At 66.3% G+C, this 20,758-nt stretch carries 15 protein-coding genes and 2 pseudogenes; 5 read left to right on the top strand and 12 right to left on the bottom strand.

From position 1 onward, the window contains the following. Positions 1-25: 25 nt before the first annotated feature. Both ACZ4VI_RS29485 and ACZ4VI_RS29480 read right to left on the bottom strand, forming a co-directional pair. Positions 26-229: a DUF397 domain-containing protein gene (locus tag ACZ4VI_RS29485; protein WP_468004103.1), complete on the bottom strand. Its 204-nt coding sequence runs from the start codon at positions 227-229 to the stop codon at positions 26-28. Beyond that, on the bottom strand, positions 226-1,098 hold the full coding sequence (locus tag ACZ4VI_RS29480; RefSeq protein WP_468004101.1) for a helix-turn-helix domain-containing protein: 873 nt from the start codon (positions 1,096-1,098) through the stop codon (positions 226-228). Before ACZ4VI_RS29480 ends, ACZ4VI_RS29485 begins: the two co-directional genes overlap by 4 nt. 184 nt (positions 1,099-1,282) lie before the next feature. On the opposite strand from ACZ4VI_RS29480, the gene ACZ4VI_RS29475 reads away from it, so the two are divergent. Both ACZ4VI_RS29475 and ACZ4VI_RS29470 read left to right on the top strand, forming a co-directional pair. Beyond that, complete coding sequence (locus tag ACZ4VI_RS29475; protein ID WP_468004099.1) at positions 1,283-1,897, top strand: ATP-binding protein; 615 nt, start codon at positions 1,283-1,285, stop codon at positions 1,895-1,897. Between the two features lie 71 nt (positions 1,898-1,968). Then, positions 1,969-2,562, top strand: a complete 594-nt coding sequence (locus tag ACZ4VI_RS29470) for a Uma2 family endonuclease (RefSeq protein WP_468004097.1) — start codon at positions 1,969-1,971, stop codon at positions 2,560-2,562. 83 nt (positions 2,563-2,645) lie between these two features. Here the strand turns inward: ACZ4VI_RS29470 and ACZ4VI_RS29465 are convergent, their stop codons facing one another. Further along, positions 2,646-4,853 carry a GmrSD restriction endonuclease domain-containing protein gene (locus ACZ4VI_RS29465; RefSeq protein WP_468004095.1) on the bottom strand — a complete coding sequence of 736 codons (2,208 nt, stop codon included), beginning with the start codon at positions 4,851-4,853 and terminating at the stop codon, positions 2,646-2,648. A gap of 228 nt (positions 4,854-5,081) precedes the next feature. Between ACZ4VI_RS29465 and ACZ4VI_RS29460 the strand changes: the two are divergent. Together ACZ4VI_RS29460 and ACZ4VI_RS29455 are read left to right on the top strand one after the other, a co-directional pair. Next, positions 5,082-6,492, top strand: a pseudogene (locus tag ACZ4VI_RS29460) (IS1380 family transposase). Between the two features lie 355 nt (positions 6,493-6,847). Beyond that, the gene (locus ACZ4VI_RS29455; RefSeq protein WP_468004094.1) at positions 6,848-7,459 is read left to right on the top strand and encodes a hypothetical protein; all 612 of its coding nucleotides are present in this window, start codon (positions 6,848-6,850) and stop codon (positions 7,457-7,459) included. A 49-nt stretch (positions 7,460-7,508) separates the two neighbouring features. Here ACZ4VI_RS29455 and ACZ4VI_RS29450 read toward each other — a convergent pair. The 7 genes and pseudogenes from ACZ4VI_RS29450 to ACZ4VI_RS29420 all read right to left on the bottom strand — a co-directional run. After that, positions 7,509-7,730: pseudogene (locus ACZ4VI_RS29450) on the bottom strand (LysR family transcriptional regulator); the annotation flags it as partial. 544 nt (positions 7,731-8,274) lie between these two features. Further along, positions 8,275-8,994, bottom strand: coding sequence for a M48 family metallopeptidase (locus ACZ4VI_RS29445; RefSeq protein ID WP_468004093.1), 720 nt, complete (start codon positions 8,992-8,994; stop codon positions 8,275-8,277). A 7-nt stretch (positions 8,995-9,001) separates the two neighbouring features. Then, on the bottom strand, positions 9,002-12,355 hold the full coding sequence (locus ACZ4VI_RS29440) for a type I restriction endonuclease subunit R (RefSeq protein WP_468004091.1): 3,354 nt from the start codon (positions 12,353-12,355) through the stop codon (positions 9,002-9,004). A gap of 58 nt (positions 12,356-12,413) precedes the next feature. Next, entirely contained in the window at positions 12,414-13,676 is a 1,263-nt protein-coding gene (locus tag ACZ4VI_RS29435) for a restriction endonuclease subunit S (RefSeq protein ID WP_468004089.1), read from the bottom strand. Then, positions 13,669-16,140: a type I restriction-modification system subunit M gene (locus tag ACZ4VI_RS29430; RefSeq protein WP_468004087.1), complete on the bottom strand. Its 2,472-nt coding sequence runs from the start codon at positions 16,138-16,140 to the stop codon at positions 13,669-13,671. The genes ACZ4VI_RS29435 and ACZ4VI_RS29430 overlap by 8 nt, the downstream gene beginning before the upstream one ends. Before the next feature lie 71 nt (positions 16,141-16,211). Next, entirely contained in the window at positions 16,212-16,871 is a 660-nt protein-coding gene (locus ACZ4VI_RS29425; RefSeq protein ID WP_468004086.1) for a restriction endonuclease subunit S, read from the bottom strand. An 11-nt stretch (positions 16,872-16,882) separates the two neighbouring features. Further along, a complete protein-coding gene (locus ACZ4VI_RS29420; RefSeq protein WP_468004084.1) occupies positions 16,883-17,560 on the bottom strand; it encodes a hypothetical protein in 678 nt (225 codons plus the stop codon). 390 nt (positions 17,561-17,950) lie between these two features. Between ACZ4VI_RS29420 and ACZ4VI_RS29415 the strand changes: the two genes are divergently transcribed. Continuing rightward, on the top strand, positions 17,951-18,631 hold the full coding sequence (locus tag ACZ4VI_RS29415) for a helix-turn-helix domain-containing protein (RefSeq protein ID WP_468004082.1): 681 nt from the start codon (positions 17,951-17,953) through the stop codon (positions 18,629-18,631). On the opposite strand, the gene ACZ4VI_RS29410 is transcribed toward ACZ4VI_RS29415, so the two are convergent. Beyond that, positions 18,546-19,385 carry a DUF1932 domain-containing protein gene (locus ACZ4VI_RS29410; RefSeq protein WP_468004080.1) on the bottom strand — a complete coding sequence of 280 codons (840 nt, stop codon included), beginning with the start codon at positions 19,383-19,385 and terminating at the stop codon, positions 18,546-18,548. The two genes, ACZ4VI_RS29415 and ACZ4VI_RS29410, sit on opposite strands and share 86 nt — an antisense overlap. After that, positions 19,382-20,749 (bottom strand): hypothetical protein, encoded by a 1,368-nt coding sequence (locus ACZ4VI_RS29405; RefSeq protein ID WP_468004079.1) that lies wholly within the window; start codon positions 20,747-20,749, stop codon positions 19,382-19,384. Before ACZ4VI_RS29405 ends, ACZ4VI_RS29410 begins: the two co-directional genes overlap by 4 nt. Positions 20,750-20,758: the final 9 nt, after the last annotated feature.

Below are 20,758 nucleotides of genomic sequence, written 5' to 3'. Positions count from 1 at the left end.
GGGCCTTCTGCGGCTGGGGTGTGGGTCAGCCCAGGTAGGAGAGGAACGTCTGCCAGGCGTGGGGGGTGAAGGCGAGGGCAGGGCTGGCGGGGCACTTGCTGTCGCGGACGGGGACGAGGTGGGGAAGGTTGGGGGCGACCTCGACGCACTCACCCTGACCGCCGCTGTAGCTGCTGGTGCGCCAAGCCGCTCCGGCGAGGTCGGGCAGGGCGAGGCGGGCCTGGTTCATGGTCTGTGCTCCTTGGCGATGCGGCGAATCAGCGCGAGCGATTCCGTCGGAGGCAGCGCAGAGGTGCGTGCATCGTCGAAGAGTCCTCGATAGCTTGCGACCTCGGACTCCCCTTCCGTCCAGATATTGCCGGTCGGGGTCTCCGTCAGCACGAGGTCCTGCGCCGACACCTGCGGAAAGCTCATCAGCAGGTACGGGCCGAACATACCTGAGTGCGCGCCACGCGAGAACGGCAATACCTGGACGGTGATGTTGGGCTGCTCGGCCATGGTCGCCAGGTGCTCCAGCTGGTCGCGCATCACGGCCGGTCCGCCGACCTGCTGCCGGAGCACGCCTTCGGCGAGCACGGCCCAGAGTTCCAGCTGCCCCTCGCCAGTCAGCCGCTCCTGCCTCGCAAGTCGCACCTGGACGAACTGTTCGATCTCCTCAGCTGTCTGCCACGCACGCGAGGCAACGGTGACGGCGCGACCGTACTCCGGCGTCTGAAGCAGCCCGGGTACCAGCTGTGCCTGGAAGGTTCGGATGCTGCCGCAGATGTCCTCCATCTCGATGTAGTCGCGGTAGGTGTCGCCGAGGACGGAGCCGTACTGGTGCCACCAGCCCTCACGCCGTCGTCGATTGGCCCTACGGGCCAGGGCGCTCAGGCGCTCCAGTGTCTCCGCATCATTTACCCCGTACGCGTTCAGGAGTGCGACGAGGTCTGGCGTCCGGACCGGAACGTGGCCGTTCTCGATGCGGCTGATCTTGCCGCCAGTGCAGTCGAGCGCCTTTGCGGCTGCGGCGGTGGTGAGACCAGCAGCATCGCGGAATCGCCTGAGCTCATCGCCGAGTTGGCGACCGAGGACGGTGGATGGCTTCACGTTCGGCATAGGTAATCCCTACCAGAAGCCGCGGCTTGGCCGAGGCGAGTTACTCGGAAGAGTGAATCCCGCTGGGATGCGGCATTCAATATTGCATGGATCAGCTTCGCGCGGCACTCTCTTCCTGTCCGGGCCGAACCCTTCGGCGCATCAACGGACTTGACCGACAGCTGTCGACCCTCAGGGGGCTGCTGTGTCCACGCTCAACGAAGCCGCCTTCCGGCTGTCCCGCCGCTCGCGCAGTGCGCCCAGAGCCAGGGCGGTACTGCACGCCGTGCTCGGCGACTGGGGCGCCGGCCAAGACATCGTGGAAGCCGCGGAACTCGTGCTGTCCGAGCTAGTCACCAACGCGCTGCGCGTGCGCGTGCCGAGCGACCGCCAGGTGGGCATCCGGATTGCGCACTCCACCAGGGACGGACTCCTCCGCCTGGAGGTGAGCGACGCGGGGGAGGGGTGCCCCGAGATCCAGGAGCCCGGTGAGGATGACACCCAGGGGCGCGGGCTCGTCATCGTGGACGCGCTCACGTACAGGTGGGGCGTGAGCCCGCGCGCTGGCGGGATCGGGAAGACGGTGTGGGCGGAGCTGAAGGCTCCGGAGCTGACCCTTCCGCCAAGGACGACGGAGGTTGCGGCCGTCACCGTTCGGGCGGGCCAGTCTGTACGGGTGTGGGGCGAATGGCGCACGGTCCGCAGCGTGGGCACGGAGCGGTACGCGACGGGCGGACTTGCGGTGGTGCTGGGGCTGGACGAGGGGCCACTCTTGCGAGTGCCGGCGGCGGAGCCGTTGGCCGTACGGACGCTGCCGTAGAGTGAAATGCGGATCCACAACGATCAGGTCCTGGCCCCGCACTCGCTCCCCGCAGGCAAGGAGGAGACACCTTGGCCAGCCCGGCCCCCCGGCCCATTCCAGTCCGCCGCGGACATCTGCGCGAAGCCGCCGAGAAGATCGAGCAGGCCACCGGCATGCGTGTGGAGATCATCGGAGGCACTCTCGTGATGTCTCCGAGCCCGAGTGGCAAGCACGCCGGGATCGTCATCGACCTGCGCGACACCATCCGTCCCGGTCTCGCTGCCGCGCACGAGGCGTACGAGAACGTATCTGTCCCCATGCCGGGGGATCCGGACGACTACTCGATCCCGGACCTGACCATCGGGCCACGCTCGTTCAAGGACGAGGACGGCTGGCTGCTGGATGCCGACGCGGTCGAGTTGGCGGTGGAGGTGATCTCCCCGAACGAGCGGCTGAAAGGGATCAACGAGAAGACCGCCTGGTACGCGGCGGCGGGCGTCGCCCGGCTCTTGCAGATCGATCCGCGCACCGGCACGTGGTCGTTGTTCACTCGCCCGGGAGAGGGCGAGTACAAAGGGGTCGTCCACGGGAAGTACGGCGAGGACGTCCCCCTCCCCGAGGAGCTCGGCGGCGATCTGGCCACGACCGGCCTCCCGGTCTACGGGACGCGGCCGGATCGTTGAGGACGGCGTGGTGCCATTGCGGGACTCGACCGAGCCGGGAAGGGCGGGCGCGTGGATTTTCCGCACGCGTCCCCCACCGTGCGTCAGGAGCTCTGGTCGAGCAAGCCTCGTTCGATCGCCTGTTTCCGAACCACAGCTAGCGGGATGTGGTTGCCGTCGGGGCGAGCGATGTGCCAGAAGTCCCATCCGGGACTGGACACGCTGCCGGTCGCGGCGGCGCCGGCGGCCGACAGGGATTTGAACTCCTCGCCACTCGGCTCAAGCCGGATCCCGCCGCTACTGGTGATCGTGGCGTCGAACACCCGCTGCGAACGCTTGAGTTCACCGCGCAGCTCGGTACCTGTGCTGAGCAGGCCCACGCGGATCAGATCGGTGATCTGTACCCCGTAGCGGAGTTTCTTTCGCTGCGGCGAGGTCACGCGCTGCGCGATCGGCGCTGCTGTCTCGATGAAACCGAGCTGATCGATCCGCCACACCCGCTCGCAGAGCTGTCGGTACAGCACTCCTCGCTGGTCGATCGCCTTCTTGTCGAAGCTATCCGGATGGGGAGTGAAGGAGCCTTCGAGGCCCCACTTCTTCCGAAACTTCTCGAACGTGGGATTTCGCTTGTAGGCGTTGGGGTGCAGTGACGCGGCCAGGATGTTCTGACGGAAGTAGTGAGGCAATTTTTCGGTGTAGATGTCTGCACCGAAGCTGGCGTTGATCGACTTTTCGAGGAGAAGCAGGCCACCCAGGCGGTTCCTTTCCCGCTTGAAGTCCTCCTCATTCGCCACGCCGGTTTGTACATGGAGGCTGTACTTGTTGGCCCAGATATGTTCGATCTCCCAGGGAGGAGAGCCATCTGTCACAGTGCTGGGCAACCCCAGGTATCGGTCTGTTTCGTCCGGGCGGCCGCATTCTGTCTCGGTGAAGGCCGTGAGCCGCGCAAGCAAATAGCGAATATGTTTCCGATTGTTGTGCAGGCTGAGTTTCTCAACTCCGGAGAACCCGTCAGGAAGGCTTGCTGCCTCACCGCCCAGGAGCTTGCGCAGCTCGTCGACCGTTGATGCCTGCCGGACGGCGGGCAGGAGGCGCTGAACCTCCTCTCTGAAGTCCTGTACCTGTACGGCGCTGTCATTGTTGGCGATGCGAAGCACGAAGAACAGGTCGAGATAGTTGGCGACGAGTCGCGCCTTCTCGCGAACTACCGGGAGTGAGTCTTCCAGCTGCAGCGCGGCCAGGATGAGGAGGAACTGGGAGTCAATGCCGTTGCCCGCGTTGTAGTAGACGGCGTGAAGGCCAGGGGTCCGGGCGCGGGCTGCCTCAAGAAGGAGGTTGTACTGCTCGGCGGACCGCGCGATGGTATTGAGGACGAAGTCGCGGTAGTCCTCGCCCTGGCGTTGGATGCCGACTCGCTCCGGCTTGGTGCGCACCCATTCGTGGAATGCTCGCTCGATCTTCTCGTCCTCGCTTCCGTCCGGAGGCGCGTAACGGGCCAGGAAGAGAGTCTCGAAGAACTTGCTGGGGTAGTGCCTCCCGAAGGCGCTGAGATCTGTGACCATCTTTCGCCACGCTGCGTTGATCCGGTCCTGATCGTGGTCCACCTGGGAGAGCACGAAGCTCTTCAGGAGGTCCAGGGAGGTGAGGCCGGCGCCGCGGTCGTTCATGGTCTCGAAGATTTCCCAGCCGAGATCCCGGTCATCAACGGAGATCTCGACGAGGAAGACGCGATCGGCCAGCCAGTCGGCGAATATGGGCAGGCACTCGTCTCGCACATCTGCAGGCAGGGTGTCGGCGACATCCTGGGCTCGCTGCCACAGGTTCTGTACGGAGACGGAGGCGCCGGTGGTGTCGAACTCCGCCCCGGTACGAAGTGCCTCCAAACACGCGCGGCGTTCCTCCACGTCAATCGCGTAGTGGTACTGCCCGGCCGCGTACCTACGGACCATGCTGCCCACCATCCCGGCGGCGCCTTCATCGCCCTGCTCCTTCAGTAGCCGCTCGATGTGCATGAGGAGCAGATGAAGTGTGGTGAAGCGCTGCTGTCCGTCAATCAGGTTCTTCTTCACCCCGAGGGTGTGACAGACGAAGGGGCCGAGGAAGTACGGCCGATACCGGGCGTAGCGCTGTCCGTCATGATCGACCCGCCAGTCGCGCAGAAACGCGTTCGCCAAGTCGTTTACGAGCTCAACGACGTGGTGTCGCTCCCACGTGTACTCCCGTTGGTAGGACTCGAGCACGTACTGCTTGGTGAACAGCTCCCTGACTGCGTAGTCCTTGCCGTGCAGTCCTTGCTGCGTACCTTCGCCCATCCTCACACCCCCAAGCTGCTGGCTTCGACGCGGTCGTCCTGCACGCGTCTCTTGGTTCTACCTGATGACACCGACAGCGGGGTGTGGATCAGCCAGATGTGTTCGCTAACCTCGCCGTTTCGGTTGGGTTGGTCCGGATGCTGGCCGATACGCGAAAGTGCCTTCCTGAGCTGGGACGATGAACCTTGTCTAGGGGTTTGATCGTCGCCAGCGGAAGGCACTTTCTACGTGCAGGTTATCGGTTCCCGTCCCAGGCTCGTGGTGTCCGCTGACGGGACTCGGGGGTGGTCGGGCATGCCGGGGCACGGTTGCTGGCTGATCTCGCCGATGCGACCGGGCTGACCAGCGCCTGTTCGAACGCTCTGCGGCGGTTGAGGCCGAGCGGGACCGGCCACGACCCGGGCCGGATCGCTACTGATCTCGCAGTGATGATCGCTGACGGCGGCGAGACCATCACGGACCTGGCCGTTCTGCGCGACCAGAGCGAGGTGTTCGGCCCCGTGGCCTCCACGCCCACGGCCTGGCGGCTGCTCGCCGACATGGACGGGGCCGGACTCGCTCCGCTGCGCTCGGCAAGGGCCCAGGCCCGGGAAGTGGCCTGGCTGCAGGCCGCCGAAACCGGCGAGGGCATACCCGCGGTGACGGCCGCAGGGCACGAACTGCCGGGGCTGGTCCTGGACATCGACGCCACACTGATCGCGTGCCACTCCGAGAAGGAGGCGGCCGCGCCCACCTACAAAGGCGGCTTTGGCTACCACCCGCTGCTGTGTTTCCTGGCGAACACCGGCGAGGCCATGTCCGGACTCCTGAGGCCCGGCAACGCCGGCGCCAACACCGCCGCCGATCACATCACGGTCCTCGACCAGGCCCTCGCGCAGATTCCCGACGCCCACCGGCACGGCACCTCGATCCTCATCCGTGCCGACAGCGCCGGAGGCGCGAAAGCCTTCCTGGCCCACATCCAGGCCCGGCGTGAGAACGGCCTGGACCTGCGCTTCTCGGTCGGATACCCGGTCACCGAACCAGTCCGCCGCGCCATCCGGGCCCTCCCCGACAGACTCTGGCACCCCGCCCTGGACCAGAACGGGACCCTGCGGGAGGGCGTGCCGAGGTCGCCGAGCTGACCGGCATGGCCGACCTTGCCGGCTACCCGGCCGGCACCCGCATCATCGTGCGACGCGAACGACCACACCCCGGTGCCCAACTGTCCCTGTTCGACCAGGACGAGGGCCTTCGCCACCAGGTGTTCCTCACCGACACTCCCCACGCGGGAGGCGGTTCCGCCCAGTTCCTGGAGGTCCGTCACCGCGGACACGCCACCGTCGAAGACCACATCCGGACAGGCCAGAGCACCGGATTTGGCCGCTTCCCCTCCCGGCGCTTCGCCATCAACGCCGCCTGGCTCGAGCTGTCCCTGGCCGCAATCGACCTGCTGGCCTGGGCACGCCTCCTGCTGCTGGACGGCGAGTTGGCCACCGCCGAACCCAAGAAGCTCCGCTACCGCATCCTGCACGTCGCTGCCCGCATCACCCGCGGCGGACGCCGCCTCCACCTGCGAATCTCCGCAACCTGGCCCTGGCGACACGAGCTGACCAGCGCATTCGCCCGCCTCACCGCCCTGCCCCGGCCATCGACCTGACCCGCGGCACCGCCCCTGCCCGCCCACGACCCGAGGCCCTGGAGCACCCGACCCGAGCGCCGGGCCCTACCCATACCCACCCGGCGACCAGCAAACGAAATCACCAGTACGCCGCGATCGGACCAGCTCAACCACCCAAAGCGAAACGGCGAGGTTAGCTTGCCGTTTGACGTCCGGCGGCCAGCACCAGCGCCCCGGGCATCCGTGCAACCATCACCCTCGCTCGGCAGCGAGCACCAGGTCATGGACCATGAAGTGGAGTTGCACGTCGTCCGTTGACTCCGCCCACAGGCCCTCGGCGTCAAGCACGGAGGCCGCGACCATCCGGTGCACTGTGACCGCGGGGGCCAGGCCTTTGTCCGGTCACAGTGATTCGGGCCTTTTCCTGGGCCCTGTGAGGCTGAAAAACGTGATGAGCGAGTACGACACGTCCGGCGGCTGGTTCGACGCCGATCCGGAGCTGGAGCCCACCGAGGACGCCTTGAGGTTTCTCGCCGCGCTGCGGGAGCGGGCGGAGTCCGGCGGATGGGGCTGCGAGCCCGACGACACCTGTGCGACATTCGCGGTCTTCGAGAATCGTACGGAACTGCTGGTCACCCTGGGTCTGTCCGATCCCACGACCGAGCCCGAGCAGCATGTGCTGACCGTGGGCGCGTTCTTCACCGGTTCGCGTCTCGTCGGCGCTGAATTCCACGATCAGCTGTACACCCCTGAGCGGACCCTGGAAACGCTGATCGAGGATGACGGGTCGCCGGAATTCCTCGCCGAGCGGGCGGCGGAGTGGTTCGCGCGGATGACCGAACTGCCCGTCCTGAGGAACGAGTTCGCCGTCGACGGCCGGGTGGTGAACCGGCAGTGGGGTGCTGGCCGGCTCCGGCCGGGAGCTGGCGGCGCAGTTCCGGGTGGAGCCGGGCGACCCACTCGCGCGCACGGTCCAGGTGCGGGGCGCGGGCGGTTCCGCGAGTGAGGGCGCGGCCAGCTCCACGGCCGGCTCCGAGGGCTGACCGCGGACGGACTCAGCCCTCCGCGGTGACGTCCCGCGCCAGGTCCACGAGCAGGCCGATCGCCGGGTGCGGGGCCGCGCCGCGCCAAGCGAGCACGACGGGGACGGGCGGGGCGTCCGCCAGGGTCCGGTGGACGACGCCGGGGTGCGGGTGCATCTCGGCGGTGGAGGCCGCCGAGACGCCGATGCCGCGGCCCGCGGCGATCGCCGTCAGTCGTGGTCTGGCGGCCGGGGGACCCCTGGCCCGCCGCGCGGTCTGGATTCCGCGGTGAGCGGGGCTGACGCGCTCGCAGCGAAAGCCTCTGACCTCCGTAGACGCGCTACGAGGGAGGCGGAATCCGCCACTTGGGACCCCGGTCGCCAGAGAAACTGCAACGGTCGCAAGACCGTTAACGTTTTGGCATGCACGAGAAAGGTCCCGACCGGCGTTTCCGCTGGCCAGGACCTCTTTCCGGAAGTGCCCCCGGCAGGGGACCCAGAACATGGGAACGGGGAGATCCGCCCGCGGGCAGGGGAGAGCTGATCATCCGAGACGTATTTCGGCTGCCGCGGTAGCCGTGGCCGAAGGTTCGAGTCCTGGGCGGGAGCCGCAAGCAAGGGTGGTCGGGACGCATCGCCTGTGGTCTGCGGAGATTCGCTCGTCGTCACCATGTCGGCGTGTCTACCGAAGACGCGGGTCGGCTGACGCGGTGATCACGATTCTGTGAATCGCTCGGTGCCGGTTGACGCTGTACGGCTACGGTGCCTGGGCGATGCGTAGCTGTCTTGGGGCCCAGGTGTCAGGGGCTCTCGGGCAACCATACGCCGGCACCCCACGCCTCTAGTCTGTCCCTCCGGATTTCGTAGTCGGGAAGGCCTCGGGAGACGGTCCGCCAGAAGTCGGGTGAATGGTTGGGCTCATGCAGGTGCGCCAGCTCGTGCACCAGGACGTAGTCCACGAGCGGGACTGGGAGCTGCATGACGGCCCAGTGAATGTTGAGTGCGCCTCGGCTGGAGCAGGAGCCCCAGCGGTAGCCGAGGGGACGGACTACCAGGTCGACGGGTGGGGTCCCAAGGCTCTTCGCCCATGGGCCGATGCGCCGGGGGAGCCATTGCCTTCCCCGGTCCACGTACCAAGCTGAGAGTGAGTCCTCGGCTGTCTCTACGCAGTCTCGTCGCAGTTGGAGCCGACCGGCGGTCAGCGTGACGGGGTGCGACGCGCTATCGATGACTTTGAGCCGGTAGCTGCGCCCGAGATAGTAGAAGCCCTCGCCGTCGACGAACCTGCGGCTTGGGCGCTGTGCTGCTTCCGCCTCGCGGTCTCGGACTTTGGAGTAAAGCCAGGGCAGGCGGGTGCGGATGAGACCTTCGAGGGCGTCACGGTCCGTGTCGCGCGGGACAGCCGCGACGATGCGTGCGTCGCGTTCCACCGTGACCCGGACGCTCTTGCGTCCGGGCACGTGGTGAACGTCGATGACGAGACCGCCTACGTGCAGCGGTTCCGCCGGGGTGCCGGGCATGGACGGGCTACAGATCCTTCTTGTTGTGCTGAATGATCTCCCGTACGGCGGGCGCGAGGCTGTCGACCGAGGGGAGGGTGCGATCGTTGACCGCGAGGAGCATCCAGATGTCGCTTTGCAGGTCGTGCAGTGCGGCGGCGTTGTGGAACAGGTCCTTGCGCGCACTGTGCCGTATCGCGACTGCTCGTGTTTCGCGCGCCAGCTCGATCAGTTCCACGCGCACATCGTCGGTGATGACTCCGTCGGTGAGGACGGTGGTCAGCTGCTGGTAGACGGCCTGCTCCAGCTTGCTGAGGTTGCGTACGTCTTCTGGGAGGCCTGAGGCCCGCCCGCGCGTCACGTCCTGGGCTTCCTGGGACAGGGTCTCGAAGGCTTCGGCCTGCTGAGCCCAGTTTTCTGCGTACTTCTTGAGGATTTCTTCCAGACGTTCACGGAGCTTCTCGTAGGCGACGGGGTTCTCCTGGAAGTGGAGTTCGATGTGGTTGCGCAGGGCGTGCGCCATCATTGATGCCTTGGCGCGGGCTCCTGGCATCTGCTCCACCTTGGCGCGGAAGTCATCGGAGGTGAGCCGGGTGGGCTCTATCGCGCGCTCCACGCCAAGGGACTTGACGTGTTCGTCGATCAGCTCGGCGACCCGCTCGCCGTAGGCGGCCGGGTCGAAGCCGTCCTCTTCCTCGCAGAACCGTACCCTCGCTGCCTGGGCGATGAAGCTGAATACCTTGGCTGGCTTCTGGTAGGGGCGGGTGGCCTCGCGCGGCATGAGCAGGTCGAGTGTCTGCAGGAAGGCCCGGAGTAGTTTGCGGTACGTGATCCGCCGCTCTTCATCCTCCAGGGTGTCCACCAGCCGGTGTACGGCGGTGGTGTTCTCGACGTCGACGAGGTCCCGAGTCAAGCCAAGGTGGTGGCGCAGTGCGTTGTACTGGTCTTCGAGCCTGTTCTCCTCGATGGCGAAGTCGAGGGGCGCTCCCTCGGCCTCGTCGGCGGCGTAGGCAGCCAGCGCTTCGAGCAGTGCTTTGGCCACGCCGGCGTAGTCGACGACGTATCCGGCCTGCTTCTTGTCCCCATAGGTGCGGTTCACGCGGGCGACGGCCTGCAGGAGTTCGGCTTCGCGCATCCGACGGTCCAGGTACATCACCTGCTCGATCGGTGCGTCAAATCCCGTGAGCAGCATGGTCCGTACGATAACCATGGCCACCGGCTTGGAGTCCGCGGTGAGATCAGAGGCGTTGGGGAAGGGGCTGCGGAACGCCTTGATGACCTTCTCCTGTGCGCTCCCATCGGACCAGGCGGCCCAGGAGGAGTCGTCCTCGGAGTCGGGTGAGATCACCGGCACGAAGTCGATGGCCTTGAGTAGTGCCAGCTGCTTGTGAGCGGCGACGAGCAGGCGCTGTCGGGGGGTGCGGTCCTCTGCCGGGGTGTCGTGAGCCTTGGCGAGAGTGCGGGCCGGTGCCTTGTCGGCCTTCTCCACCTCGGCGACCAGCTCATCCCGCGCATCGAGGAGAGCTTCCCGGTAGCGGACGGCGATGCCGCGTGAGTGGGCGACGACCTGGGCCTTGAAGCCCTCCTTCATGGCGCCTTCGACGTAGTGGCGCACTATGTGGCGGGCCTTGCGCCGGATCATGTCGTTGGCCGTGAGGACCGCCGAGGCATTGGCATAACGCTTCTGGAGCGCGTCGTACTGCTCGTCCGTGAGCTCTTCGAACTCTTCCTGCAAGGTCTCGTCCAGGGACTCGCCCTCAACGACCGCGCCCTTGGCGACATGCCCCTCGTAGTAGATGGGAACGATGGCGCCGTCGTCCTCGGCGTCCTTGAGGCGGTACGTGTCGATGAACTCGCCGAAGGTCGTGGTGGTCAGCTTGCGGCGGTTCATGATGATCGGTGTTCCGGTGAAGCCGATCCGCGCCGCGTTGGGCAACGACTCTATGAGGTTCTGGTGGAGCGCGGAGCTGTGCGAACGGTGCGCCTCGTCGACCAGGATGAGGATGCCGTCACGGTCGTTGACCAGCCCCCAGCCCGGGGTGCCCTCATCGGCGAGTGCGTCCGCGGCCTGCTGCCGGGCTTTCTCCGCGTCCTGCTGCTTTTGGATCATCACGAAGACCAGGCCGGCGTTCTCCAGGCCGAGGACCTTCGGTACCTGGGAGGCGCGGGTGATGACGTCCGGCTTCTCGCCCGCGAGGACGGCCGTCTCCGAGAGCTGGTCCTGCAACTGCTTGCGGTCGGTGACCACGACGACCTTGAAGTGGCCCAGGCCTGGCGTGGATCGCATCTTGCGCACCAGGAACACCATGGTCAGCGACTTGCCCGAGCCCTGGGTGTGCCAGATGATGCCGCCGCGCTTGTCCTCCTTGCCGTGGACCTGCCTGGTCTCACCCTTCTGCAGCCGTGCGATCGCCTTGTAGACGGCCCGGTACTGCTGATAGCGCGGGCCGATCTTCACGCGGGCCGTACGGCCCTCGGCGACCTCGACGTCCTTGAAGACGACGAAGTTCCGCACGATGTCGAGCAGCCGATGCGGATGCAGCACGCCGGCCACCAGCACTTTCTGAGCGCGGGCAAAGGCATCGTCCGGGTGATACGTCGTCTCTGCCACCTGCTGGGTGTCCAGGGGGTAGGCGTCTCGCCAGACCACGTAGTCCTTGGGACGGGAGGTGAACGTGCCCAGCAGAGCGGTGTCACCGGTCGTGGCCACGGTCAACTGCACCGTGCGGAAAAGCTGTTCGCTGCCCTCGGGAGTGGCCGACTCCCGCTTCTGGTTGGCGTACCGGCGCAGCTGCTGGATCGCCTTGTGGGCATCCCCCTGTCCGGCCTTGAGCTTCTTGCACTCGATGACGACCAGCGGAATCCCGTTCACGAACAAGACCAGGTCGGCAATCAGCTTCTTGGGCTTGCCATGGTCATCCCGCGCACCCGGGATCGTCATCGGGAACTGGGAGACGACCAGGAAGTCATTGTTCACCGGCGTCTCCCAGTCGATGAACCGAACCCTCTGCGCCCGCCCACCGTCCCAGCCCTCAATGCCGGGGACGGCAACACCTTCGATGAGAGCCTCGGTCGCCGCCTCGTTGGCGGCGATGAGCCCCCCGCCGGGAACGCCGCCCTTACTTAGGGCAGCGATCGCAGCAGCCGCGCGGGCATCATCCACCCACGCCGATCCGTCGGGCATCCGGTTGAGGCGCTCCAGCTGGCGCCGCAGGATCCCAGTGAGCAACGGGTCGTTGGTCCCCTGCCGGACGTAGGGTGCCTCGCCTGGCGCCTGCAGCTCCGCACCCTGAATCCCGACCACGTGCCGCCAGCCCATAGACGCATGGGTGAGCTGCGCGATCAGTGGAGCTTCTACGTACTTGTACTCGGGGCCGGACATAGAGGGTACGGTCTCCTTCAATTGACGGTACGCGGGGCTCATAGAGCAATGATTGGGGCTATGCGGGAGCGGGGAGTACGCAGACATTGCCAGTCAGGAGGTCGTCTATGAGGGCCCTCTTCACTTGGCGAAACTTTTCAACGTCTTTGAGGGCTTGAGTTCTCCTTGTCTTGAACTCCGACGCCAGTTTCATGGCTTCTGTCTGAATCTGTGCCGTCCCCCATGGGATGACCAGACCTCGCAGGGACTCCTGGCTGATGTTCTTCATGCTGTTGCTAGTTCCGGTGGCGGCCACCTCGATCTGGCGGCGCACTTCTGGAAGGCGCAGCAGATCGCTGAGGAACTGGGCGGACCCTGCGGTGCTGTGCAGGGTGAGCCGCAACGTCTTGTCGCAGAGCATAAGGCCGGGGCGGGTCGCCTCTACGACACATGACATTCCTACGAGGTCCGGTGTGTTCGCCCGTGTCACCAGCAAGTCACCGGGGCGCACTTCGATCGATGGATCGATCAGACTCGTATCATCGACCCGCTTGTTCTCTTCTTGACGGAAACCGTCGCGTCCTACTGCACTTACCTTGAGGAACCCCCACTGTCCTTCTCCGGCAGGCTTTCCCTCAAGGTCTGGACTGCTGCCTGCCTCGATGGCTGTGATGAGTTCGCCTAGGGTGGCGAACTCGAACAACCCTGATTTCGTGCCGACGAGCTCGCCAACACGCGACACCTCGGTCTCAGCAAGGTCCTTCAGTGGCTCGACTAGTAGGCGTCGAAAGGCAGAATTCCTGGCTGCACCGGCCTTGTGTGCCTCGTCGAGTGCCAGCTGAATTTGGGCGTCGACCTCGTCGAGGATCTCGGTGATTCGTCGCTGCTCTGCCAGTGGCGGAAGCGCGACTTCGATCTGCTTGAAGTCCCTGTACCGAACTGCGCCGCGGCGATCCACGGACGCCTGGTCGTGGAGCCCGTATTCGCGCAGGAGGTTGTCGCTCTTGAGTACGCGGTACATGAAGTTCTCGTCGACCTCAGGAGAACACGAGAAGACCGTGTAGATCGGGCTCACGCACGCGAGATCAACGAAATCCTGGAGCCCGATGGAGCCCTCAGTCAGGTGATTTGTCGCATATGCAAACCAGCCCCTCCGCACCAGCTTGTAGCCCGAGACGTCGTCGCTGTAGATCTGGCGATTCTTGAAGTACTCGTCTGACCTGACTAGACCGTGGTGTTTTGTGGACGAGAGGACAACCGCCTCATTCGCAAGGTCACCAACCCGAACACTTTGCTCCTGGGTGATAGCGCCTAGAGGAACTCGCTTCCAGCCTTCACGCATAGCCCAGCTCCTCCAGGTACCCTCGCAGTCGCTTGGCCGAGGCCTCGCGCGCCTGCTCCAGGTCGGTTAGTGGCACCGCGTATTTCTCGCCCCAGTTGCGGAAGACGTCCACCAGCGCACGGCGATCGGCGGCGACGAAGCGGGTCATGCGGGCGTACAGGTCCGCGTTCAGGAATCCGAGGACGACCTCGCGGGCCTGCTCGGGGGTCAGCTTCTCGGCTGCGCCCTCAAGTTCCGTCACAAATGAGGCCTTGATTCCGGCAAGGTTGAGCTTCGCTTCCCGGAGCTTCTTCTTCAGCGCGTTCAGCTGCTTGGGCGGCAGGACCTGGGACAGGTCGAGCTCTTCCTCGTCGCCGTCGTCTTCCTCGCTCGCCTTGGAGGTCTTTTTCGGTGGGGAGCCGGCCTTCACTTCCGCGTCCAGCTTGGCGACCAGGGCTTCTGCGGTCTCCAGTCGTTCCACATACGCTGGGATCAGTTCCGGGACCAGCCGGTGTTCGCGGGCCTTGCGCATTGCGGTCCGGTAGCGGGCCTTGGTCTTAGCATCGGCCTTTTCCGACGGCTCCTCGAAGGCCGAGGCGATGCTGCGGACCCATCCGTCGATCAGACCCTTGAAGTTCTTGGCCATCAGTACGTCGAGGTCGTTCTTCGCGTCGAACCACCACGCGGCCACGGCACCAGCTAGCTGGTGCTTGTCCAGCACGCCGACTGGCTCAAGCGCCGCGACGAAGGTGGTGAGCAACTCCTCGCGGGCCTGTGCCTTCTGCTGATGCACCGGGAGTTGTGCGAGCCGTCCCTGGTGTTCGTCCCACCATGTGTGGAAGGCGCGCCCGAGGATGACTTCCCGTTCCTGGGCCAGTCCGGGGATCTGGGCCGCTGTCGCCTCGTAGCCCTCTGCGAGGAAGTCGACGTAGTTGGGGTCGCTGTCCCTGAGCTTGAAGAGTGCGCCTTCGGGTTCGATGCCGAACGCCTCGAACTGGGCCTTGCGTGAGGCGATCTCGCTCCGCGGCACGCCCCCGTACAGGTGGGCACGTACATCCTGTGGCTCGGGCGGAGGTGTGTTGTCCACGTAGCGGCGGATGTTGAGGTTGTAGTCGTTCTTCGCCAGCTCGTCGAAGGGCACGACCCGGGCGAACCCGGGGATCTCCGCCCACTCCTCGTAAGCCGAGACGATCTTCTCGGCGTGCTGGGCCTCCAGCAGGTTCTGTGTGCGTCCGGCAGTGATCTCCCGGTCGGCGTTGATGAAGAGCACTCCGCCGCGACGCCCATCGGGCGCGCCGTTGCGCCCCCGCAGAACAAGGATGCAGGCGGGAATGCCGGTGCCGTAGAAGACGTTGGGGCCGATGCCGATGACGGCTTCCAGGCGGCCTTCCTCAATGATCCGTTCGCGGATCTTCTGCTCTTCGCCGCCTCGGAAGAGCACGCCGTGCGGCATGACGGATGCCGCGATGCCGTCGGCCTCCAGCACGGCGAGGACGTGCTGGATGAACATTAGGTCGGCCTTCTTACCGGACTCGGGAGTCCAGTTCACCATGCGTTCGGGGAACTTCATGCCTTCTCGGCGGTAGTTCTGTGCGAACGGCGGGTTGGTGAGGATGCGGTCGAAGCGCTGGAGCTGGCCGTCCTTGACGTGCTTGGGGTCGGCGAGAGTGTCGCCGTGGTGGATGACGCCATCGGCGACGCCGTGCATCAGCAGGTTCATCCGGGCCATGGCCCAGGCGCTGCCGTTGTCCTCCTGCCCGTACACCGCCAGGTGGGACTCGTCGCCGCCGTGGTCCTGCACATACTCCTTGGCGAGGATCAGCATGCCGGCCGAGCCGCAGCAGGGGTCGTAGACGGACATGCCCGGCTGTGGTTTGACCAGCTGGTTCATCATGCGGATGACGGAGCGCGGGGTGTAGAACTGGCCGCCCTTCTTGCCGCCCTCGTCGGCGAACTCGCCGATCAGGTACTCGTAGGCGTGCCCGAGCAGGTCCGGGAACTCGAAGTCGTCGTTGCTGAGCCGGTACTCACTGAAGTGATCGATGAGCTGCTGGATCACCGGCTTGGTCAGCTTGGTGTTGCCACCACGGGCCTCAGTGAAGCTGATGTAAGAAAGGACGCCGTCAAGTGCCTGATGATTGCTGTTCTCCAGCGCAGCCAGCGCGACGTTCAGTGCCCCGGCCGGGTCAGTGCGCGACTGGCTGACGATCGTGGACCAGCGGGATTCCTGCGGAACGTAGAACTCGTGCGCCTTGTATGCCCCACGGGCCTCGGAGATTCGCTGGGCCTGCTCCTTGGGCTTTCCCTCCGCAATGAGCTTCTTGACCATGGCGTCTTGCGCCACGTCGAACTGGTCGGAAGCACGCTTCAGGAACAGTAGCCCGAAGATGTAGTCCTGGTACTGCGCGGCGTCCATCTTGCCGCGCAGGATGTCCGCGGCCGCGTACAGATGCCTTTCCAACTGCGGCAGCGTGAGCTGTGCCACTCGGGTCTCCTCTTACTTCACGTCCCACAGGACGCGCGTCCTGTGACATATCGGCCCACCCTAGGGGTGGCCTATGACATTCGGTTCGTACGGCGGGTTCTCGGGGCTCTGCGTTCGAGGGACAACGTTTGCGGCCGGGAGGCCGCGCCCCCAGGCAGTTCATCGCCCAGCAGGTTTGTGAGCAGTCCCTGCTTGACAGAGTTCAGCCGGGTGAGGATCTGCTGCTGGATGTCCATCTGCACGCCTACCTCGGCGAGAGCCTTCGCCATGACCCGTTGGACGTCCGGCGCGGGCAGTACCACCGGCAGGCTCCTGAGCGATCCAGCGTTGAGGACCGGGACCGTGCCCACCTGCACGTGGGACAGAAGTTGGTCGACCACGGGGGGATGCGCCAAGTAGGCGGCGAGGTACACGGGGTTGACCCGCTCGGCGTCCGGGCGGATGCGGATACAGGACGAGTGGTACACCCAGTCGCCGGCGTCCGCGTCGAGCAGGGCGACCTTGCCGACGTTGCCGAGACGCACCAGTACCAGGTCTCCGGGGCGCAACCGGTACCGTTCCACGCCGGCAGGCGCATCCGGCAGACGGCGGAGTGTCTCGGTGCTGATCCGCTGGGTGCTGGTGATGTCAGCAGGAGTCACCACCGGCGTGCCCACCGCGCTGACGGTGAGCGTGGCGAACAGGTCGCTGGACGGGCTGGCTGTGATCTCGCAGAGGTCGCCGAGCGGCACGGACTGGGGCCTCATGAGCCGCCTCCCCCGCGCTGGGTGCAGACCCCGGGCCGACTTACGAGCAGCTGCGGCAACGCGGTGTCCGCCGCGTCGACACGGCAGGCCACCGCCTCGGACACGTAGCCGATCGCGGTCAGGGCGGATCTTCGGTCGGCCGCCAGATCGCGGCCCCCGATCCGGTCCTGGTGCGCCACCTTGTTGCGCAGCAGACGCAGATGATTCAGGCGGGCATGGAGCGGTCCGCGCAGGCCCCGGTAGCCGGGGAATCCGGAGCTGACCGGACGCCATACCTGCGTTTCGTAGTCGCGCCCGCGGCCCAGCAGCGTGACCCAGAACCCGAGCGGCACCTCGCGCAGGATGGCCGTAGGGGTGACCGGTACCCCGGCCAGTCGCAGCTTGTTCTCAGCGGTCTCGATCTTCTTCATGGTGCTGTACGTCAGCCGCAGACGGGGCGCATGCCACCAGTCCTCGCGCCCGTAGTGAGTCGACAGCCGGTCCGAGACAGCGCACCGCAGAACGTTCTCCAGGTTCCGGAGCAGCTCGTACGTCGCCTTCGCCGCGGCCATCTCCCAGTCGGACCAGGCGAGGACCTGCCGGCAGGTCGCCGAGCAGATCGTCGCGGGGTCAGCGTACCGCCCGGCATCGGTCACCTTGATGAGCTCCGTCTCGGCGGCAGTGGTGCACAGCATTGCGATCCCCCCCCGGGTTCGTGTTGCACAGCTAAGGGACAAGGCGTTACCGTGGCCCAGTAAGCCCCGGTGTGCGCCTCTGCTAGCAAGCGCCCCGGGGCATAGCTATGCCCCGGGAAAGCGGCTCTCCCGAACCGTGCGTCACGGCCCGAACACTGACTCGCAGGAGTACCGTAGCACAAGCCTTGGCCAAGGGGGCTCTCTAGCGTATGTGAATACACGACACTCTCACGCACCCTCTGGTTGCGGTGATGCGCATTGAGAGAGAGGTGGGCACGTCCCGCACGCCAAGGGGACCTCGGTCTGTGAGGAGTCGGCTATTCGTCCACAGGTCGGCGCCGTTATGGGAGCCTGAAGTGCTCAGGGCTCTCTTGATCGCGTACGGGTGAGGTGGAGGTGGCTGGCGGGGCGGAGTGGCGGTGCTCGTCCTGTCGCGCGGCGCTCAGCCGCTTCAACTCCGCCTCACAGTGCGGGCCTTGCCAGCATGGCACGGTCCCCAAGGTCGCCCCGGAGTTCTGGGCGGCTCCAGCCGTCGAGACGGCGGTCCGGGCCTGGGATCTCGGCGTGGTCGTGTGGCTCTTCCGGCAGCACACGGGGCTCTCGCAGGCAGCGCTGGCCCGACTGGTCAATATTGATCAGGCCGAAGTGAGCAGACGGGAGCGCGGCGGGAAGAAGGTCTGTGACTGGTGCCAATTCGCTCAGTGGAGCGAGGCCTTGGGCACGCCCAGGGAGCTGGTGAGCCCACTGCCAGACGCCGATCAGCCGTCCTTGTCGAGCAGGGGCGGCGCCGGTGGCCATCTGATGCTTCAGAACGGAGCGGGGCAGCTGCTTCTGCCCGCTGGCCGAAACCTTCCCCTGGCGGTGATCCCCACGCTCGCCGAACCTGTCGCGTCCGTGACAACACCTTGTGGCTCTCGCCGAGCCGGGACACCGCGGGCCGAGTCCTTCCTTGAAACCAGGGGGCTTCGACCGCGCGGATTGCCGCTCAGCGGTTCTCGCGCCGGAGATGAGCGAGGACGTCCGGGACCGCCAGGTCGTACTTGTCCTTGTCCCTCTCCCAGCGAGCCATGACGGTCGCCGCCGCATCGGCCATGTCCGTCGGTAGCCCGGCTTCGCGGAGCGTTTCGGCGATGTCCTGCATCTCGGGGGCCCAGCGCCAGGCCCTGGCTGCCACGCTGGGCAGGTATCCGGGGTCGGAAAGGATGTTGGAGGCCATCACTTCGGCCTCCGCGGTGAGCTGATCTCCGACGCCGTGGGCGTCCGCCAGTGCGTGTGCAACGCCTGCGAGCGTGCGAGCGGCCTTCTGGTAGCTGGCGAACGCCATCTTCAGTGCGGAGGCGGAGCCGACGTCGCCGCTCGCCCGCCGGACGGTGACGGCAGTGCCCTTGAACAGTGTCGCCAAGGAATCGGCCGCCGCACCGTCTCCGGCGAGGTAGAGACGGGCGGTCCGACCGCCGCGGGGCGGCGGGCCGAAGATCGCCCCGTCGAGGACCACACCTCCGGGACGGACCTCCTCCGCGATCCGCCGCATCCGCTGCGGGTTGATCGCATTGGCGTCGACGTACACCCCGGTGTACGCGTGGTCGGCAACGGTGGCCGCTACATCCTCCGCTGCCTGGGGCGGGCAGACCGACAGAACGACGTCGGACCTCCGTAGTGCCTCGCCGAGGGAGCCGACCGCCGTGGCCCCGGCTTCCTCGGCACGGCGGCGAGTCGCCTCGCTTCGGCGTTCCGGCACCCACAGCACCTCGTGGCCTGCCGCGACCGCCTGGGCGGCGACGGCCGATCCCATGGCTCCGGGGTGCAAGAGGGTCACGGTGGTCATTGGCTACCTCCGGGCGGAAGCTCGTGGGGTGTGCGCTGCTGATGAGCAATGATCACCTCACGGAGCCCGATCCCGGTAGCCGAGCCTGCGCCAGGATGCAGCGCGAGCTGTCGGCTGAAGTGGCCGACTCGGCGGTCGACGCTTTCGGTGCGACGTCGGGCGCTGACAGCGAGGACGGCGTGGACCTGGGTCGCGGCGCCGTCGATGTCACCCCGGCCCAGCCTCGCCATGGCCAGATCCATGCGGGCCAGCGACATCTCGCCCAGCCGTTGCTGTTCCGGCGGCGCTGCCTGGAACATCTCCACCGCTTGGTCGGCGCGTGCTTCAGCGTCGCTGAGGTGCTGTGCGCTTGCCAGCCAGAGGTGGGTGCTGCTGGCGTAGAAGAGTTGTTTCTCGACGGGGAAGGCCATCATCCCGCCGGGTACGTCATCGTCGGCCGCGAGACCCTCACGCAGACGGTCCGCTGCCTGAAGAGCGGCCAGAGCTTCGTTGCCTCTGTTGAGCTGCCCGAACGCCCGTGCCTTGATGCTCTCCAACCGGATCTGCGCCGTGCCGGATTCGGGGGTGAAGACGGTTCCCGAATCGGCGAGTCGCACGGCGTCTGCCGGGCGGCCGTCCCAGTACGCAATGAGGGCTTGGAGCCCGCGCACCCAGGAGCGGAGGCCGTTGTGGCCGGCGAGCTCGCCGAGGAGGAAGGCGGTGCGGGCCTGCGTCTCGGCGGCGTCGTAGCGACCGAGGTCGAAACTGGCATTCGCCAGCATTCCGCACAGGACGCCGGCGCCGACGTAAAGGTCTCGGGTGTACCGCGGTGGCTGGCGGCCTTCGAGGAGTTCGAAGGCGCGGTCGCGGAGGGAGCGCACTTCGCGGAACAAGGGCCCGATAGGTCGGCTGGGGTACGAGTGAAGAATGCGACGGATGTCAGCTTCCAGCTGCTCCAGTGTGTGCGGTCCCACGTTGCTGCTCTCTGCCTTGGCCGCGAACTGCGCCGACTCATTGGCCGCCGCCAGGACCACGTCCTCAAGGCCGTACTCGGATGGTTCCACTGCGATGCGGTCCTCGCCCGCATGCTGATGCGGCGAGGTGCCTGACCGGGAGGGCACGGGCCCAAGAAGGTGGGCGGCCGGGATGCCCGGGAACATGAACTCCAGGATTCGGCGCGCGACCGTCTGGGGGTTCCGGACCTCACCGTGCGCGTACCGGAAGAACTGACGCTTCTCGAGCGTCGCTGTCGGGAGCGAGCGCGGGCCTTCGAGCTCGGCTAACTGCTTGGCCGCCTGCTCGTACCGCTTCCTAAAGACCTCGTAGTCCTGCCAGCCCCGCTGGTTGATCAGGGTCTGAAACAGGGTCGGTCCTGCTTGCTCCACAGCGGCTCC

It is taken from the genome of Streptomyces sp. NPDC029169 (genome assembly GCF_055563935.1).
The sequence above is the reverse complement of the archived record's forward strand: the minus strand, read 5'-3'. Positions and strand labels throughout refer to the sequence as shown.

Excerpts from the sequence above, each read along its gene's own strand:
- ACZ4VI_RS29485 (WP_468004103.1), bottom strand. The coding sequence starts at position 229 with ATGAACCAGGCCCGCCTCGCCCTGCCCGACCTCGCCGGAGCGGCTTGG.
- ACZ4VI_RS29480 (WP_468004101.1), bottom strand. The coding sequence starts at position 1,098 with ATGCCGAACGTGAAGCCATCCACCGTCCTCGGTCGCCAACTCGGCGAT.
- ACZ4VI_RS29465 (WP_468004095.1), bottom strand. The coding sequence starts at position 4,853 with ATGGGCGAAGGTACGCAGCAAGGACTGCACGGCAAGGACTACGCAGTC.
- ACZ4VI_RS29445 (WP_468004093.1), bottom strand. The coding sequence starts at position 8,994 with ATGCCCGGCACCCCGGCGGAACCGCTGCACGTAGGCGGTCTCGTCATC.
- ACZ4VI_RS29440 (WP_468004091.1), bottom strand. The coding sequence starts at position 12,355 with ATGTCCGGCCCCGAGTACAAGTACGTAGAAGCTCCACTGATCGCGCAG.
- ACZ4VI_RS29435 (WP_468004089.1), bottom strand. The coding sequence starts at position 13,676 with ATGCGTGAAGGCTGGAAGCGAGTTCCTCTAGGCGCTATCACCCAGGAG.
- ACZ4VI_RS29420 (WP_468004084.1), bottom strand. The coding sequence starts at position 17,560 with ATGCTGTGCACCACTGCCGCCGAGACGGAGCTCATCAAGGTGACCGAT.
- ACZ4VI_RS29410 (WP_468004080.1), bottom strand. The coding sequence starts at position 19,385 with ATGACCACCGTGACCCTCTTGCACCCCGGAGCCATGGGATCGGCCGTC.